The 16,790-nt window shown below is 63.2% G+C and carries 15 protein-coding genes; 10 read left to right on the plus strand and 5 right to left on the minus strand.

The genetic code is table 11. The features are described 5' to 3' along the window. Positions 1-40: 40 nt before the first annotated feature. Positions 41-793 carry a type 1 glutamine amidotransferase gene (locus ABCW42_RS10285; RefSeq protein ID WP_423184739.1) on the minus strand — a complete coding sequence of 251 codons (753 nt, stop codon included), beginning with the start codon at positions 791-793 and terminating at the stop codon, positions 41-43. Beyond that, complete coding sequence (locus tag ABCW42_RS10290; protein WP_423184740.1) at positions 790-2,085, minus strand: MurT ligase domain-containing protein; 1,296 nt, start codon at positions 2,083-2,085, stop codon at positions 790-792. Before ABCW42_RS10290 ends, ABCW42_RS10285 begins: the two co-directional genes overlap by 4 nt. 112 nt (positions 2,086-2,197) lie before the next feature. Between ABCW42_RS10290 and pdxT the strand changes: the two genes are divergently transcribed. From pdxT to ABCW42_RS10335, 9 genes are all read left to right on the plus strand, one after another. Then, positions 2,198-2,899, plus strand: a complete 702-nt coding sequence (gene pdxT, locus ABCW42_RS10295; RefSeq protein ID WP_423184741.1) for a pyridoxal 5'-phosphate synthase glutaminase subunit PdxT — start codon at positions 2,198-2,200, stop codon at positions 2,897-2,899. A 3-nt stretch (positions 2,900-2,902) separates the two neighbouring features. Beyond that, on the plus strand, positions 2,903-3,661 hold the full coding sequence (locus tag ABCW42_RS10300; protein WP_423184742.1) for a YebC/PmpR family DNA-binding transcriptional regulator: 759 nt from the start codon (positions 2,903-2,905) through the stop codon (positions 3,659-3,661). 46 nt (positions 3,662-3,707) lie between these two features. Next, positions 3,708-4,286, plus strand: coding sequence for a crossover junction endodeoxyribonuclease RuvC (gene ruvC / locus ABCW42_RS10305; RefSeq protein WP_423184743.1), 579 nt, complete (start codon positions 3,708-3,710; stop codon positions 4,284-4,286). 89 nt (positions 4,287-4,375) lie between these two features. Further along, complete coding sequence (gene ruvA, locus ABCW42_RS10310; protein WP_423184744.1) at positions 4,376-5,020, plus strand: Holliday junction branch migration protein RuvA; 645 nt, start codon at positions 4,376-4,378, stop codon at positions 5,018-5,020. Continuing rightward, positions 5,013-6,107, plus strand: coding sequence for a Holliday junction branch migration DNA helicase RuvB (ruvB, locus tag ABCW42_RS10315; RefSeq protein WP_423184745.1), 1,095 nt, complete (start codon positions 5,013-5,015; stop codon positions 6,105-6,107). Before ruvA ends, ruvB begins: the two co-directional genes overlap by 8 nt. Before the next feature lie 190 nt (positions 6,108-6,297). Further along, positions 6,298-6,681 carry a preprotein translocase subunit YajC gene (gene yajC, locus ABCW42_RS10320; RefSeq protein WP_423184860.1) on the plus strand — a complete coding sequence of 128 codons (384 nt, stop codon included), beginning with the start codon at positions 6,298-6,300 and terminating at the stop codon, positions 6,679-6,681. A gap of 106 nt (positions 6,682-6,787) precedes the next feature. Continuing rightward, positions 6,788-8,542, plus strand: a complete 1,755-nt coding sequence (gene secD, locus ABCW42_RS10325) for a protein translocase subunit SecD (RefSeq protein ID WP_423184746.1) — start codon at positions 6,788-6,790, stop codon at positions 8,540-8,542. Continuing rightward, positions 8,542-9,555 carry a protein translocase subunit SecF gene (gene secF / locus ABCW42_RS10330; RefSeq protein WP_423184747.1) on the plus strand — a complete coding sequence of 338 codons (1,014 nt, stop codon included), beginning with the start codon at positions 8,542-8,544 and terminating at the stop codon, positions 9,553-9,555. The genes secD and secF overlap by 1 nt, the downstream gene beginning before the upstream one ends. A gap of 147 nt (positions 9,556-9,702) precedes the next feature. Then, on the plus strand, positions 9,703-12,096 hold the full coding sequence (locus ABCW42_RS10335; RefSeq protein WP_423184861.1) for a RelA/SpoT family protein: 2,394 nt from the start codon (positions 9,703-9,705) through the stop codon (positions 12,094-12,096). 17 nt (positions 12,097-12,113) lie between these two features. On the opposite strand, the gene ABCW42_RS10340 is transcribed toward ABCW42_RS10335, so the two are convergent. From ABCW42_RS10340 to ABCW42_RS10350, 3 genes are all read right to left on the minus strand, one after another. Continuing rightward, on the minus strand, positions 12,114-12,728 hold the full coding sequence (locus ABCW42_RS10340; protein WP_423184748.1) for a hypothetical protein: 615 nt from the start codon (positions 12,726-12,728) through the stop codon (positions 12,114-12,116). Positions 12,729-12,828: 100 nt separating this feature from the next. After that, a complete protein-coding gene (locus tag ABCW42_RS10345; protein ID WP_423184749.1) occupies positions 12,829-14,310 on the minus strand; it encodes a DUF349 domain-containing protein in 1,482 nt (493 codons plus the stop codon). 63 nt (positions 14,311-14,373) lie between these two features. Beyond that, positions 14,374-15,189: a peptidylprolyl isomerase gene (locus ABCW42_RS10350; RefSeq protein ID WP_423184750.1), complete on the minus strand. Its 816-nt coding sequence runs from the start codon at positions 15,187-15,189 to the stop codon at positions 14,374-14,376. Positions 15,190-15,394: 205 nt separating this feature from the next. On the opposite strand from ABCW42_RS10350, the gene hisS reads away from it, so the two are divergent. Further along, positions 15,395-16,753 (plus strand): histidine--tRNA ligase, encoded by a 1,359-nt coding sequence (hisS, locus tag ABCW42_RS10355; protein WP_423184751.1) that lies wholly within the window; start codon positions 15,395-15,397, stop codon positions 16,751-16,753. Positions 16,754-16,790 lie beyond the last annotated feature (37 nt).

The raw sequence follows: 16,790 nt of genomic DNA on the forward strand, positions 1-16,790 counted from the left end.
AGGGGTGTGATCCGTACACAAACTTAGCGGTGGGTTGCGCCTAACGCGGCCGGCGTGCCGCGTGCTCGCGCGCGAGGCGGGCGAAGTCGTCGTCGGGATTCCCGGGAACGAAGGTTCCGTACTTCCGTTCGACGGCGGTGCGGATGAGGAAGTCGGCGATTGCGGGGTTCTTTGGCAGCAGGGACCCGTGCAAATAGCTGGCCACGACATTCCGATGCCGCGCACCTTCATGGCCGTCCTTGCTGTTGTTTCCCGCCCCTTTGGATACCGTGCCTAGGGGCTCGACGGCGGGTCCCAGGGTTGTCTGGCCGCTGTGGTTTTCGTAGCCCAGGATTTCGCCGAATTCCGGCGAGGTCAGCGTGACGTTGCCGATGAGGCGTTCGTCGGTGCCCACTGTCTCGATGTCCAGGATGCCGATCCCCGGGATGACCGGTCCCGCCTTCGTCTTGAAGAATTTGCCGAAGAGCTGGTAAAGCCCGCAGATGACCAGCATGGGGGTGCCGTCTTCGGCCATTCCACGAAGCTGGTCTCCCCGGGCCAGCAGGTCGTCCTGGATCACGGTCTGGCCGCTGTCTTGGCCGCCGCCGCCAAGAATGATGTCAACGTCGTCCGGAAAGTCGTCGCCCACGTTGTATTCGAGGAGTTCCGGCGTGTATCCGTGCCATAGCAGCCGTTGCCGCAGGACCAGCGCATTTCCCCAGTCGCCATAGATGTTCATGTCCCGCGGATACAACTGAAGGACACGGATGGTGCCCTTGCTGGCTTCGTGCGTGGCGCCGTCGGCCGGGTTCATGAGACCACCTCCACCGTGGTGATTTTGGCGAGTTCACGACGAATCGCGAGCATCGCCGTATATGTGCAGAAAATCCGCTTGGGCTTGCCTGCCGAACCGCGGATGAACCCGGCCAATGCGGCTGGGAGGTCGGTGTCCACCGAAGAGAAACGGACGTCGTCGTACTGGAGCCGGAGGGCCATGTCGTAGGCGCGGACACCGGAAACAACGTCCACGCCGCCCTCGCGCAGGGAGTCGAATTCGACGTCCCAGAGCCAGGACATGTCCCGGCCGTCGGCATAGTTGTCGTTGATGGCGATCATGGAGGCATATCCCTCGGCGGGGAACGACTTGAGTCCGAGCCTGAAACCGCTCGGGTTCTTGACCAGCACCAACTCAAGCGGTTGGCCGTCGACGGTGAGGCTCTCGCCGCGGCCGAAGGCCGGCGCCACTTCGGACAGCGCCTTGACCAGTTTGGCGGCGTCGCCCGGTTTTCCGGTGGCGCCGGTGATGCTCCGGGCAAGGACCAGCGCGGCGGCGGCATTGAAGATGTTGTAGACGCCCCGGAGCTTCATGTGGGTCGTGACCAGCGTGCCGTCGAACTCGAAATCGGCGTCGTCGGCGCCAACGCGGCGGAGTACGACGTCGGCCGCCTCCGCAGCGGGAACGTCACCGTTGGCTCCGGTTCCGGAGGCTGCGGTGCGCATGTCGTCGTCGTTCGGGAAGGTGCTGCGAAGCGACTCGTCGAGTCCGAAGTACAGGACTTCGGGACCGTCCACGGAACCCGCGATCCGGGCAACCCGGGGGTCCTCCCGGTTCAGGACGACGGTTCCGGTGGTCCGTTCCGCGATGCGCTGGAGGAGCAGCGCCGTGGTGTCGATCTCCCCGAAACGGTCCAGCTGGTCCCGCAGGACATTGAGGAGCAGGCAATAACGGGGAGGCACCTTGTTCACGAAATGCACAGCGTGCGCTTCGTCGAGTTCAAGGACCGCGACGTCGGCATCCAACCTTCCGCGCCAGTCCACCTCGCCGAGGAGGGCCGCTGCGACGCCGCGCGTGAAGTTGCTGCCGGTCCGGTTGGTGAAGACCTTCAGGCCTTGGCTTTCGAGCAGTTCCACCACCATTTTTGTGGTGGTCGTCTTGCCGTTTGTGCCACTGACGACGGCGACTCCGTGGGGGAGCGAGGACAGGGTCCGCTGCATGAATGCGGGGTCGATCTTTTCGACCACGAGTCCTGGGAAAGCCGACCCTCCGCCGCGAAGCCGGGACGCGGCCCGGACCAGTTTGCCGAGCGGAACGCTGTACGAAAACATGCTCTGTAATATATCCCAGTCGAGGCATGGAACCTTTGCCGGCAAGCTCACGGCGGGCCGTCCGGACTACTCGGACGCGGGCCGGGTGGCGGCTGCGCATTATGATGGTCGAATGACCATTCCCCTTTCCGAGGCGTCCTCGCGCGTGGGCTCCGGCCTTCGCATTGGCGTCCTCGCACTACAAGGCGACTTCCGCGAGCACCTCCACGCCGTAGAGGCCGCCGGCGCGACCGGTATCGGCATCCGGCGGCCCGCTGAGCTCGACGACGTCGACGGCCTGATCATTCCCGGCGGCGAATCAACCACCATCGACAAACTCGCGCGGATCTTCGAGCTCGCGGACCCGCTTCGCAAGCACATTGCGTCGGGGCTTCCCGTCTATGGTTCCTGCGCCGGCATGATCCTGCTCGCGAACGACATCGCCGACCCCGCGACGGACCTGGCCGGAAACCCCCAAGAGACTTTCGGCGGACTCGATATCACGGTTCGCCGAAACGCCTTCGGACGGCAGCGCGAGTCCTTCGAAACCGACCTTGATTTCAAGGGGTTGGAATTCAGCGCCGGTGAACACGGCGTGGATCCCGTCCATGCTGTTTTCATCCGCGGCCCCTGGGTGGAGCGCGTCGGCCCCGGCGTCGAGATCCTTGCGCAGGTTGAACCGGACAAGGCCACGCACACGGACACTTTGCACGGGTTGGCTAGAATTGTGGCAGTACGTTCGGGCCAGTTGCTCGCCACCTCCTTCCATCCGGAAGTGACGGGGGAAAAGCGCGTGCACGAACTATTCATTCGAATGATCAGAGGAGAAGCGTAAAGCATGTCAGGCCACTCCAAATGGGCGACCACCAAGCACAAGAAAGCCGTCATTGACGCAAAGCGTGCAAAGTCGTTCGCCAAGCTGATCAAGAACATCGAAGTTGCCGCGCGCATGGGTGGACCGGACCTTGCCGGAAACCCGGGCCTCGAACTGGCCGTCACCAAGGCGAAGAAGACTTCCGTCCCGAACGACAACATCGACCGCGCCATCAAGCGCGGGGCCGGGCTCACCGGCGAAGTGGTCGACTACACGGAAATCATGTACGAAGCCCGCGGCCCCCAGGGCTCGGCCCTCCTTATCGAGTGCTTGACGGACAATAAGAACCGTGCGGCTTCCGAAGTCCGGCTCGCCATTTCCCGCAACGGTGGCACCATCGCGGACCCTGGTTCGGTCAGCTACCTCTTCACCCGCAAGGGCGTCGTCAACCTGCCCAAGAACGGCCTCAGCGAGGACGACGTCCTGATGGCCGTGCTCGACGCCGGTGCGGAAGAAGTCAAGGACAGCGGCGAAAACTGGGAAGTCCACTCGGAGCCGACGGATCTCCAGGCCATCCGGGACGCGCTGAAGGAAGCCGGCATCGAGTACGAAACCGACGAAGCCGAGTTCGTTCCGTCCATGCAGGTGGACCTCGACCTGGACGGTGCCAAGAAGTTCATGAGGCTCGTTGACGCCCTCGAAGACCTCGACGACGTCCAGAACGTCTACACCAACGCAGACATGAGCGACGAAGTCCAAGCTGCCCTCGAAGCAGCGGAGTAGCAGCCTTCCCGCGAATTCTGTTTGATCACAACCTGGAGGCCCGGAATTGACTCTTCGTGTATTGGGAGTCGACCCGGGCCTCACCCGTTGCGGCATAGGAGTGGTCGACGTCGAACGCAACAGGCGCGCCACCATGGTCGCGGTGGGCGTGGTGGGCACCTCGCCCGAACAACCGCTGGACCAGCGGCTCCTGGTCATCGCCGAAGCGATCGACGAGTGGCTCGACCTGCACAAACCCGACGTCCTCGCGGTGGAACGGGTCTTCTCGCAATTGAACGTGAGTACCGTCATGGGGGTGGCCCAGGCGTCCGGCGTCGTCATCGCCGCGGCGGCGCGGCGCGGCATTCCGGTGGCGCTCCACACGCCGTCCGAAGTCAAAGCGGCAGTCACCGGAAGCGGCAGTTCAAACAAGGAAGCCGTGACCAAGCTCATCACTAAGATCCTCCGCCTCGACTCCCCGCCGCGGCCGGCTGACGCAGCGGACGCGTTGGCGCTAGCTGTAACTCATGCCTGGCGGGCTGGCAGCGGAGCGGCCGTTGCGTCAACTGGTCCGGGAAACAGCAGCCTCACTCCGGCCCAGCGGGCGTGGGCCGAGGCCGAAGCGAAAGCGCGCCGCGTCCGTTAAATGTCCGCCGCCCTTGCTAGGGTATTCGTAGATATGTTCGGATATCCCGCGAACCACCAGGGTGCGGGGCAGTTTTCAGGAGCCGGGTCTTGATCAGTTTTCTCCGCGGAACCGTGGCGCATGTAGGCCTTTCCACGGCCGTCATCGACCTCAACGGTGCCGGAATGAGCGTTTACGCCACACCGCAGACCCTCAGCCACCTCCGTGTGGGCGACGAAGCAAAACTGTTCACGTCGCTGATCGTCCGCGAGGACTCCTTGACGTTGTTCGGATTCTCCACTGATGACGAACGGGAAGTCTTCGACGTCCTCCTGAGCGTCAGCGGCGTCGGCCCGCGGCTTGCCCTCGCCGTGCTTGCTGTCCATGAGCCCGAATCCATCCGGGTGGCCGCCCATTCCGGCGACGCCAAGTCCTTCACGAAGGTTCCGGGCATCGGACCGAAGGTAGCCGGGAGGATCGTGCTCGAGCTTGCGGGCAAGCTCGTGCCGCACGGCACGGCGCCCGGTACCACTCCCGCCGTCGCGGCTGAATCTGCTTGGAAGCCGCAAGTGGTGGCGGCCATGACCAGCCTCGGTTGGTCGGAGAAAGACGCGAACGGCAGCATCGACAAAGCGATGGCGGATTCCCCGGAACTCGCGGACGCAGGCAACGTCGCACAGATCCTGCGGGCAACGCTGCGCTGGCTCGGCCAGGACGGCGCCCGCGCCGGAAACAAGGTAGGCAGCCGTGGTTGAACAATCGATCGTCTCAGGGGGAGAGGAGCCCGAGGAACGCGTTATCGAGGCCGCCCTCCGGCCAAAGAACCTTCATGACTTCGTGGGCCAGCACCGGGTTCGAAAGCAACTCGCGCTCGTTCTGGAAGCATCAAGGATGCGCGGCAGGAGTGCTGACCACGTCCTGCTCTCGGGTCCTCCAGGCTTGGGCAAAACCACCCTTTCCATGATTATCGCGGCTGAGATGAATGCGCCTTTGCGCATCAGCAGCGGGCCCGCGATCCAGCATGCCGGAGACTTGGCAGCCATTCTCTCCTCACTTTCCGAAGGTGAAGTCCTTTTCCTCGACGAAATCCACCGGATGTCCCGGCCCGCGGAGGAAATGCTCTACATGGCCATGGAAGACTTCCGGGTGGATATCGTCGTGGGGAAGGGCGCAGGGGCAACAGCCATCCCGCTCGAGCTACCGCCCTTCACCTTGGTTGGTGCCACTACCCGGGCCGGGCTTCTTCCCGGGCCTTTGCGGGACCGTTTCGGTTTCACCGGCCACCTTGAGTTCTACACAGTCGAAGAGCTCGAACTGGTTTTGCGCCGTTCCGCCGGGATGCTTGACCTGAAGGTCAACTCGGCCGGTTTCAGCGAGATCGCGGGGCGTTCACGCGGAACTCCACGTATCGCCAACCGTCTGCTTCGCCGCGTGCGCGACTGGGCGCTGGTCCACGGTATCGAGCAGATCGACGCCCGCGCCGCGTCCGCCGCTTTGGATATGTACGAAGTGGACCAGCGCGGTCTCGACCGCTTGGACCGCTCCGTCCTGGAAGCGCTGATCACCAAGTTCAACGGTGGCCCCGTGGGCCTCTCAACCCTCGCGATCGCCGTCGGGGAAGAACCGGAGACAGTTGAGACGGTGGCTGAACCGTATCTCGTCAGGGAAGGCCTCATGGGAAGGACGCCACGCGGCAGGATCGCGATGGCTTCAGCCTGGACGCATCTCGGCTACGCAGTACCGGCCGGCGTGTTCGGCCAGGATCCCCTTGCCCTCTTCGAGGTCGACGACGCCCTCGAAGGCGCCGAGGCCGGGGCCGAAACCGTCGACAATGGGCTCTAGCACGCCCCTTTCAGCTTAAGCATCTAGACTGGTATGAAACTCGGCACGTTCGAGTCCATGGTTCCGTGCCCGCTCGTGGGAGCATTGGGCGGCCACGTGGGGAAAAATCCCACCATCGACGGATCCACCGGGCAGACGCCGCCGTGAAACCTAAAACGTATGCAAAGAACGGAACTTCCCTGTGGATCCAATGACAATCCTGTTGTTCGCCATGCTCGCCGTCTTCATCTTCATGATGTTCCGCCGGAACAAGAAGACGCAGCAGCAGCAGGCCAAGCTGCAGTCCCAGTTTGCTCCCGGTGTTGACGTCATGACCAGCTTCGGGCTCTTCGGCCGGATCGTCTCCATGGACGACGAAGACAACAAGGTTGTCCTGGAGCTCTCTCCCGGCAACCTTGCGACCGTGCACCGCCAGGCTGTCACCAAGATCGTCGAGCCCACCGAAGAAGCCGCCGTGGATGTTCCGGACGATGCTTCGTCGCTGACGGAAACGGATGCCGACGCGCCGGCCGATGCTGAGACGCCGGACGAAACCCTCAAGCGCCTCAACGACGAGGGCAAGAAGGACAGCTAGTTCCGGCCCGCGTCAGCCGCGGGAAGAGTTCTACGGCAATGAACTGCCGCCGGCCTGCGCTCGAGCGCACGCCGGCGGCTGTTCCGTCATCAACAGGAAGATGAACATGGCACGAAAAGGCCGCAAAGTACCAGGCCGCAGGGTCCTGCTCTGGCTTGTCGCAATATTCGCTGTACTCACAGCCGTCCTCGGGGGCGGAGTGGTCACGGGTAAGGCGAGCTGGGCTCCCAAGCTGGCGCTTGACCTCGAGGGTGGCACGCAGATGATTCTTGCCCCTAAGGTCGAGGGCTCTTCCGGGATCAACCAGGACCAGCTCAACCAGGCCGTGGCGATCATCCGCCAACGTGTGGACAGCTCAGGCGTTGCCGAGGCGGAAATCACCACCCAGTCCGGCCAAAACGTTGTGGTGAGCCTCCCCGGCACCCCCAGCGCGGAGACCCGGGCCTTGATCCAGGCTTCCGCGGACATGAACTTCCGGCCTGTCATCACTACTGGTGACCCCGCGGCCGTTCCTGCCGCATCTCGGACCCCGGACGCAAGCCTTCCGAAGCCTACGGCCGCACCGACCAACGCCAGCGATTCCAACTGGGTCACCGCGGATGTCTACAAGGCATTCGAAGCCTTGGACTGCGCCAATCCTTCACAGGAGAAGCAACCCCGTTCCGATCCCGCGAAGCCGCTGGTGACGTGTGAACCTGCCACGTCCACCACGCCTGCGGTCAAGTACATACTTGGCCCCGTGGAGGTCAAAGGCCAGGACATCGTGTCGTCCTCGTACGATCCCGTCCAAGGTGCGCAGGGTTCCGTGACCAACGCGTGGGGCGTGACCATCACGTTCGACGCCAAGGCGACGCAGACCTTCAAGGACGTCACCCAGAGGCTCAACCAGTTCTATGTCGCGTCGCAGTCGTCGGGCGGCAACGACCCGAAGGCGCAGTTCGCCATTGTGCTGGACGACCAGGTTATTTCGGCTCCTCGCGCACTCGCCGTGATCACTGACGGCAAGCCCCAGATCACCGGCAATTTCACGCAGGCTTCGGCAAAGGCCTTGGCAGACCAGTTGCGCTACGGCGCACTGCCGATCAGCTTCAACATCCAGTCGGAGGAACAGATCTCCGCCACCCTCGGCGGCGATCAATTGCGGCTTGGCCTCCTGGCAGGCGTCATCGGCCTCATGCTCGTCGTGGTCTACTCGCTTTTCCAGTACCGGGCGCTGGGTTTCGTGACGATTCTTTCGCTTGTGGTGGCCGGTGGCCTTACCTATCTCGCGATCGCGATCCTGGGTTGGACGGAAAATTACCGCCTGTCACTTGCAGGTGTTGCCGGCCTTATCGTTGCCATCGGCCAGACCGCCGACTCCTTCATTGTGTACTTCGAACGCATCAGGGACGAATTGCGTGAGGGCAAGGGCCTCGTGTCCGCCGTCGAGAACGGCTGGAAGCGTGCCAAGCGGACGGTGCTTGCATCCAAGGCAGTGAACCTTCTTGCAGCCCTGGTGCTCTACTTCGTTGCCGTTGGCAACGTGCGCGGCTTCGCGTTCACGCTTGGCCTGACCGCCGTCGCCGACCTCGTGGTTGTGTTCATGTTCACCCACCCAACCCTCCAGCTCCTCGCCCGGACGAAGTTCTTCGGCGAGGGCCACCGTTTCTCGGGCCTGGATCCAGAACGGCTCGGTGCCGTCCCGCTCTACCGGGGTGCCGGCCGGCTCCGGACGCCAGGCGAGAAGCCCGTCGTCGTCCGTGCCCGCAACACGGGCGCCGCAGCGGAGGCCGAACGCCGGATGACCATTGCGGAACGCCGGCTCGCTGAACGGCAGGCGCAGCTGACTGGTTCTTCCAACGGAACCAAGGAGGAGAAGTAATGACCACGAGCTTCGCAAAGTTCGGCAACGAGCTCTACACGGGCGAGCGCTCCTACAACTTCGTTTCCAGCAAGAAGATCTGGTTCATCATCGCCGCGCTTGCGGTGGCGATTTCGATTATCTTGCCGGTGGTCAAGGGCGGCTACAACCTCGGGATCGATTTCCGCGGCGGCTCTGAATTCACGGTTTCAAACGTCAAGACCACCAACCCTGGCGTGGGTGAGAAGGCGGTCCATGACGTCGTGGCCGGAGCGATTCCACGCGTCGCCAACGTTGCCGGCAACACCATGCGTATCCAGACCGACAAGCTGAGCGACGACGAAACCGTCAAAATCAAGGCGGACCTCGCCAAGGCATACGGCGTGACCGAGAACGAGGTTACCTCCACGTTCATCGGACCCACGTGGGGCCAGGACGTCACGAAGCAGGCACTGATCGGCCTCGCGGTTTTCGTCGGATTGGCCGCACTTTTGATGGCTTTGTACTTCCGCACATGGAAAATGTCCGTCTCCGCCCTGGCCGGCATGCTGGTCACGATGTTCAGTACAGCCGGCGTCTACTCGTTGAGCGACTTCGAGGTGACGCCGTCGGCCATCATCGGCTTCCTGACCGTCTTGAGCTACTCGCTGTATGACACGGTGGTGGTCTTCGACAAGATCCGCGAGAACACGCACGACATCTACACGTCCAGCAGGCGTACTTTCGCCGAAGAGGTCAACCTGGCGGTCAACCAGACGCTGGTGCGGTCCATCAACACCATGATGGTCGCCGTGTTGCCGGTTGCTGCCATTCTCTTCATCGGCGCAGGCCTGTTGGGCGCCGGTACGCTGCGTGATCTCTCGCTCGCACTATTCGTGGGTATCCTGATCGGAACTGCCGCCACGATCTTCATCGCCGCGCCGCTTTACGCCTGGCTGCGCCAAAGCGAACCCGAGCTCGTCAAGCAAGCCAAGAAGGTTGCGAACCGCCGTGCCACGGCCGCGAGTTCAAGCTCGGAAGCCGCCGCCGTCTAGCCTGGTTTCTCCCGGAGGGCCGGTCACCACGTCAAAGTGGTGACCGGCCCTTTATGTTTACTCCTCCGTCATGTGGGCATCTGTTCTTGGACAGGTCACCGGCGGGAATAGACTGGGAGAATTAAGTCAGTCATGAGAGGTGCACTTGTGGAGGAACGTACGACGTCGGCGCCGCCGGCGGGTGGCGAAGGCGGTTTCGGCCGCGTGACGAGCACGCCATCTACAGCCATGGGCAGCACCGCGGGCGGAGTGCCCGTGGACAGCCCGGGCGCGCGTCCCACCTTCCCAGGGAGGCGTGAACGGACACGCTCCCGGTTGGCGAAGCTCACAGGCCGCGGGATCAGCACTTACTCTCCAATCCTCGAACCCCTCCTTCGGACCGTCCGCGCGAACAACCCCAAAGAAGACCTCGACCTCATCCAGCGGGCGTTCACCGTTGCTGAGCGCAGCCACCAAGGACAGAAGCGCAAGAGCGGCGACCCCTACATCACGCACCCTGTGGCGGTGGCCACGATCCTGGCCGAGCTCGGCCTGACGGGCACCACCCTGGCCGCGGCCCTGCTCCACGACACTGTTGAAGACACCCCCTACACCCTTGCGGACCTGACCCGGGACTTCGGCCCCGAGGTAGCGATGCTCGTGGATGGCGTGACCAAGTTGGACAAGGTGCAGTTCGGAGAGGCCGCCCAGTCGGAGACCGTGCGCAAGATGGTTGTGGCCATGGCCAAGGACATCCGTGTCCTTATGATCAAGCTTGCTGACCGCTTGCATAATGCGCGCACGTGGCGGTTCGTTTCGGCGGAGTCGTCGTCCCGTAAAGCACGTGAAACCCTTGAGATCTTTGCGCCGCTGGCGCACCGCCTTGGGATGAACACCATCAAGTGGGAGCTCGAGGATCTCTCGTTTGCCGCCTTGTACCCCAAGGTGTACGAAGAAATTGTGCGGATGGTGGGGGACCGTACCCCCGAACGCGAAAAGAGCCTCAGCGTTATCCGTAACCAGATCGCCGAGGACCTCCGGGCCGCCCGGATTAAATCGACCATCACCGGACGCCCCAAGCACTATTACTCGATCTACCAGAAGATGATCGTCAGGGATAAGGACTTTGACGACATCAACGACCTCATGGGCGTGCGTGTCCTCGTGGATACCGTTCGTGACTGTTACGCGGCCCTTGGAACACTCCACTCGCGGTGGAACCCCTTGCCAGGACGGTTCAAGGACTACATCGCCATGCCGAAGTTCAACATGTACCAGTCCTTGCACACCACGGTCATCGGCCCTGGCGGAAAGCCGGTGGAGATCCAGATCCGGACGCACGAGATGCACCGCCGCGCGGAGTACGGTGTAGCCGCCCACTGGAAGTACAAAGACCAGCCAAACCGAACCGCAGTCGGGCCGGGAAGCCCCAAGGACGGCGACATGGGCTGGCTGCGTTCCTTGGTGGACTGGCAGCAGGAAACCTCTGATCCGGGCGAGTTCCTCGATTCGCTCCGCTTCGAGATCAACGCCCGGGAAGTCTTCGTCTTCACCCCGAAGGGCGAAGTCATGGCCCTCCCCGCGGGGTCCACTCCCGTGGACTTCGCATATGCCGTCCATACTGAAGTTGGCCACCGCACCATCGGTGCGCGCGTCAACGGCAAATTGGTGCCGCTCAACAGTGAGCTCAACCACGGCGACTGGGTGGAGATCTTCACCTCCAAAGCCGAAGGTGCCGGCCCGAGCCAGGACTGGCAGCACTTCGTCAAGAGTGCCCGCGCGCGGAACAAGATCCGTCAGTGGTTCAGCAAGGAACGGCGCGAAGAAGCGATCGACCGGGGCAAGGACCAGTTGACCCGCGCGATGCGCAAGCAAAACCTCCCATTGCAGCGCCTCATGACGCACGACGCTTTGTCCGCCGTCGCGGAGGAGTTCCACTACGTTGACATATCCGGTCTCTACGCCGGGGTAGGGGATGGGCATACGTCGGCCCAGTCCGTCATGGAAAAGCTCATGGAGCACCTGGGCGGCCACGAAACTCCCGACGAGGACCTGGACGAAGTCAGCATTCCCTCGCAGGTCCAGAAGGCACGCTACTCGGATTCCGGCGTCATTGTCCGCGGGGTCGGAGACGTCTGGGTGAAGCTGGCCCGTTGTTGTACGCCGGTGCCCCCGGACCCCATCCTCGGTTTCGTCACGCGAGGATCCGGCGTTTCGGTACACCGCACGGACTGTACGAACGTCGCCGGTCTCCGGGACCAGCCCGATCGCATTGTGGAAGTTGAATGGGCTCCTACGCAATCCAGCGTCTTCTTGGTGGAGATCCAGGTGGAGGCGTTGGACAGGAAGTCCCTGCTCTCGGATGTCACGCGTGTCCTTTCGGAAAACCACGTCAACATCCTTGCCGCGTCCGTGCACACCTCGAGCGACCGGGTGGCGATCTCCCGCTTCGCTTTCGAGATGGGCGACCCGAAGTACCTGCACCATGTGCTTAGCGCCGTGCGTAGGATCGACGGCGTCTTCGATGTCTACCGGACCACGGGCAACCGCCGACGAAGTTGAGTACGCGAGCCTAAGCGTCATGCGGCGGTCTCAACAACACGTGCCAAGGCAGCGAGCTTCCGTAGCGCCGCTTTCTTGAAGGGAACCCGGGGAGAAGCTTCGACGGCGAGGGTAACAAGCCGAAGGCGGACGCCGAGGTCCTCCATTGACAGGATGGACTTCAGCGCGGGCAGGGCCCTGTCCGGCTCGACATGCAGCGCCACGTCCACTGCCGTGCGGAGGGGGCTTGTGACGAGCAATCCGCCAATGCTGACCACGTCCATCTGGCCCAAACGGACTTCGTGCAAAATGCAATCTCTGGTGGAGCGGAGGCTCGATATGCGGTGCTTGGCGTCCACGAGGAGCGAGAGCCGTTCCGGAGCTTCGGCACAACCGTAAATCCAGGCAGCCGTCATGCGTCCGGCGATTACTTTCGTTCGGATGCGGTCCGGGACGAGCAGAGCAGCCGCACGGGCCCGAAGACGTGGAGTGATCGCCGGCCACGAAGGAACGTAGCTCTTCCCATGGAGCGGTTGCAGCACGCCGTCGGCAGCCATCGACTGAAGCTCAGCCCAGGTGAAAAGCGCGCCGGGTGCGTACAGTTCGTGGGTCCGGACGTCGTGTTGTCGCGCGAGAGGGAATGCGGAGGCCATTCAGCAATCATCGCGTGGCCGCCAAAAAGAGAACAGGCCCCGTAGCCGTTATGTGGATAACCGCTACGGGGCCTGTCCGCAGATAAGCCTTGGACTCTAACTAGGCGAGGTCGCTGGCAGAGCGCTGGATCTGGTCGAGCCAGGCTTGGCGGGCTTCAAGGGCCTCGCGGGCATCCTTGATGCGGCGCTGGTCTCCAGCCTTCTCCGCCTTTTCAAGGTCCTCCTTCAAGCCGGCGATGGCTGTTTCCAACTGCGAAAGCGCGCTGTTGGTGCGTGCCTTCGTCTCGGGGTTGCTCCGCCGCCACTTGTCTTCTTCGGCCTCGCGGACGGCGTCTTCGACCTTGCGAAGCCCGGCTTCGATCCGCCCCATGTCGGCGCGAGGCACCTTTCCGGCCTCTTCCCAGCGGTCGCGGATTGACTGCAAGGCTTTCTTTGCTCCCGCGAGGTCCGCAATCGGCAGGAGGGCCTGGGCCTCGGCAATCAGCTCTTCCTTCACGGCAAGGTTGGCCGTGTACTGCTGGTCGATTTCATCGTTGGCGGCCTGGCGATTGTTGAAGAACACGTCCTGGGCGGCCCGGAAACGCAGCCAGAGGGCGTCGTCGTCCTTGCGGCTGGCCCGCGGCGTCGCCTTCCACTGGTCCATGAGCCGACGGTATTCGCCGGCGGCAAAACCCCAGTCCGTTGAACTGGAAAGGGCTTCGGCTTCGGCGATGAGCTGTTCCTTGGCGACCTTGGCAGCGGAATTGGTGCTGTCCAGCTGGGAGAAGTATGCGCGGCGGTGGCGGTCGAATACCGTGCGGGCCGAACGGAACCGCTTCCACAGGGCGTCCTCATTGCTGCGCCCGAGGCGGATGCCGTTCTTCTGGGCGGCCTTCCAGCTTTCGAACAGTTCATTCATCCGGGCACTGGAGGTCTTCCACTGGACCTGGGCGGGGTCCTGGGAGGCGATCGACTCGGCCTCGGCGACGATCGCCTCACGTGCGGCGAGTTCTGACGAGCGAGCGGCGTCGTGCGCGGCCTTCTCCGATTTTTCCAGCTCGGAAATCTGTCCGGCCAGCGTATCCAGCCGGGCTTCCGCGCCGCGGATGTCACCTACCATGTTGCGCTCAGCCAACTGCTCCCGCAGGTGGTCGACAGTCTTCTGCATGTCCGTGGCGGGGGCCTTGGACTCCACACGGTGTTCCATCAGGACGATTTGCGCAACGACGTCGTCGTACTTCCTCGCGAAGTACGCCAAGGCCTCGTCGGTGCTGACACCGGGGTACTGTCCCACAGGCTGCTCTTCGCCGTCGATGGTCAGGAAGACGTGGCCGTCACCTTCGGCGCGCCCCCATTTCGACGCCTCAGCGAGCGACACCGCCGTAGGCTGTGGTGCCGGTGCCGCCGGAATCACACTGGCGGCGGGCTTAGGCCGCGCGGCGAAGGCCGCGGGGGACGGGCGTGGCGCCGTGGAAGCAGGATTCGGGGCAGGCTCGACGGCGTCGTCCGCCGCGGCGGGCGCCTCAACACCGGTTTCGGGTGCCTGGATTTCTTCGTCCTTGGCCACTACTGCAGTTTCGTCGGATTTCTGACTGTCTGTCACCGCTAAAAGTCTTTCGCTTGGAGGGATTACTAAGGTAACGCCGCGAACCGGGATCCGGGCTGTTTACTTCAGAGAAAACGAGTCTATCGTGACAGGTGCCACAGGGGAGCCGTCAGTTGCGCTCGAGCCGGGATTGTTGCCCGCTTGGGCGATTTTGTTAATGACATCCATGCCGCTCGTCACCTTGCCGACAATCGTGTATCCGCCGGCGGAGTCCGCGGGGATGACGGTGTCCTTGTACACGATGAAGAATTGGTGCCCGTTTCCGTACGCGTTGCCGCTCGTCCTCGCGACGGCGATGGTGCCGGCGGGGTACTTGTTGTCAGGCGGGGTGTTTTCCAGGGGACCCCAGTGGAAGTTGGGATCGTCCGTGGTGTCCGCGCCCTTCGCGCCGCACTGCAGGACGGAGAAGTTGTCGGCGGTGGTCAGCCGGGGGCATGTGAGCCCTTTGTAGTAGTCCGCATCGGTCAGCGACTTGAATACAGCCGCCGCCTGCGGCGCCGTGGTGCCGTCAATTTCGACGCCCACTTGCCCGCCGTTGAGGCTCAGCGCGCCGGTGAAGGTCTTTCCCGCAGCGGTATTCGCGTTGGGTATGCCGGCGCTGTTCGCGGAGGGAGCGGCTGTGGCGGACGGTGACGCCGAAGCCGACGGCGAACTCAGGCCGGCCTGCGCGGCGGCGTAGTCCGATTCGCTCGGGTTCGAGTTGAAGACCGTGAGTTGGAGGACGACGGCGACAATCACCGCAGCGGCCCCGGCGCCGATGGCGATGATGTTGTCCCGGCGGCGCCGCTTGCCCTGGGCTTGCCGAAGCTCCCGTTTGGCTTGCATTTGCTTGATGCGCCGTTTGGCTTCACGGTTCTCCCGCGGCCTTGTAGCCAAGAGTCCTCCTGGTTGTCTGGACATGTTCCATCGCAACCGGTCCAAAGCCAGCGGCCGCATTGGATGTGCAGGCGACCGAAAGCATAAACTGACTGCCGCACATAGTTTATGCATGACTGGCTGGACGCCCGCCTTATCCCGCGCCTGAATGGCGTGGATCGTGGCGGCGGCCAAAGCAAGCAATCGTTGAGGAGAACATTCCACCATGGCTCGTACCGCCTCCCTGTCCGGATTCCCCGAGTGGCTTCCCCAGGAGCGGTTGGTGGAACTGCATGTGCTTGACACCTTGCGCAAGACGTTCGAGCTGCACGGATTCGCGTCGATCGAGACCAGGGCCGTCGAAACGGTAGGCCAGCTTCTCCGCAAGGGCGAGATCGATAAAGAGGTCTACGGACTGAGCCGCCTGCAGGAAGACGACGACGCTTCCGGCGGCGAGGGTGGGAAGTCCGACAAGGGCGATCCCAATGCCTTGGCCCTCCACTTCGACCTCACCGTGCCCTTCGCGCGCTACGTCGTGGAAAACGCGGGATACCTCGCCTTCCCCTTCCGCCGTTACCAGATCCAAAAGGTCTGGCGGGGGGAGCGTCCGCAGGAAGGACGCGCCCGCGAGTTCACCCAGGCTGACATCGACGTCGTGGGCGACGGCGAATTGCCGTTCCGCTACGACGTTGAAATCGCCCTCGTCATCGCCGAGGCACTTAGCGCCCTTCCCATCCCGGACTTCCGCTTGCGCATCAACAACCGCAAGCTGGCCGAAGGCTTCTACCGTGGCATCGGCCTCACGGACACTCCCGGAGTCCTGCGCAGCATCGACAAGCTCGAGAAGATCGGCCCTGAGAAGGTCGCCGAGCTACTCAAGAGTGAACTCGGAGCGTCGGACGAACAAGCATCACTTGCACTGCAGCTCGCTGCCATCCGCTCGGAGGACACGTCTTTCGTGGAACAGGTCCGCGCCCTTGGCGTGAAGGATGATTTGCTCGAGGAAGGACTCAACGAACTCGAACAGGTTATCGAGGCCGCCGTGCAGCGTGCTCCCGGCAAGGTGCTTGCCGACCTCAGCATCGCCCGCGGCCTGGATTATTACACGGGCACCGTCGTCGAAACCGTTCTTGTGGGACACGAGCAGCTTGGCTCGATTTGTTCGGGCGGACGCTACGACGCCCTCGCCAGCAAGGGCAACCGCAAGTTCCCCGGCGTCGGTCTGTCGATCGGTGTGACCCGCTTGGTCTCCCGCATCCTCAGCCAGGAGTTCGCGACGGCGTCACGCTCGGTACCCACTGCGGTACTTGTGGCGTTGAACCACGATGACAGCTGGTCAGCCGCGCAGGACGTCGCGGCCCAGTTGCGTGGGCGGGGCATTGCCACGGAGGTTGCGGCGAAGGCTGAGAAGTTCGGCAAGCAGATCAAGTTCGCCGACCGCCGAGGCATCCCCTTTGTCTGGTTCACGGACGACGACGGCAAGCACCAGGTCAAGGACATCCGCACCGGAGAGCAAGTGGATGCGGATCCGGCCAGTTGGGAACCGCCGGCCGAGGACCTCCACGTCCGTATCACCACTGCTTAGGCACCACGAGCCAAGGGACGGAGCCACGGACTTGGCG

This window comes from Arthrobacter sp. NyZ413 (assembly GCF_049390645.1).
GTDB lineage: Bacteria > Actinomycetota > Actinomycetes > Actinomycetales > Micrococcaceae > Arthrobacter.

What these genes read in the sequence shown, in the direction of transcription:
- yajC (WP_423184860.1), top strand. Translation starts at nt 6,298, where the DNA reads ATGACAATCCTGTTGTTCGCCATGCTCGCCGTCTTCATCTTCATGATG.
- ABCW42_RS10290 (WP_423184740.1), bottom strand. Translation starts at nt 2,085, where the DNA reads ATGTTTTCGTACAGCGTTCCGCTCGGCAAACTGGTCCGGGCCGCGTCC.
- secD (WP_423184746.1), top strand. Translation starts at nt 6,788, where the DNA reads ATGGCACGAAAAGGCCGCAAAGTACCAGGCCGCAGGGTCCTGCTCTGG.
- ABCW42_RS10285 (WP_423184739.1), bottom strand. Translation starts at nt 793, where the DNA reads ATGAACCCGGCCGACGGCGCCACGCACGAAGCCAGCAAGGGCACCATC.
- hisS (WP_423184751.1), top strand. Translation starts at nt 15,395, where the DNA reads ATGGCTCGTACCGCCTCCCTGTCCGGATTCCCCGAGTGGCTTCCCCAG.
- pdxT (WP_423184741.1), top strand. Translation starts at nt 2,198, where the DNA reads ATGACCATTCCCCTTTCCGAGGCGTCCTCGCGCGTGGGCTCCGGCCTT.
- secF (WP_423184747.1), top strand. Translation starts at nt 8,542, where the DNA reads ATGACCACGAGCTTCGCAAAGTTCGGCAACGAGCTCTACACGGGCGAG.
- ABCW42_RS10340 (WP_423184748.1), bottom strand. Translation starts at nt 12,728, where the DNA reads ATGGCCTCCGCATTCCCTCTCGCGCGACAACACGACGTCCGGACCCAC.
- ABCW42_RS10300 (WP_423184742.1), top strand. Translation starts at nt 2,903, where the DNA reads ATGTCAGGCCACTCCAAATGGGCGACCACCAAGCACAAGAAAGCCGTC.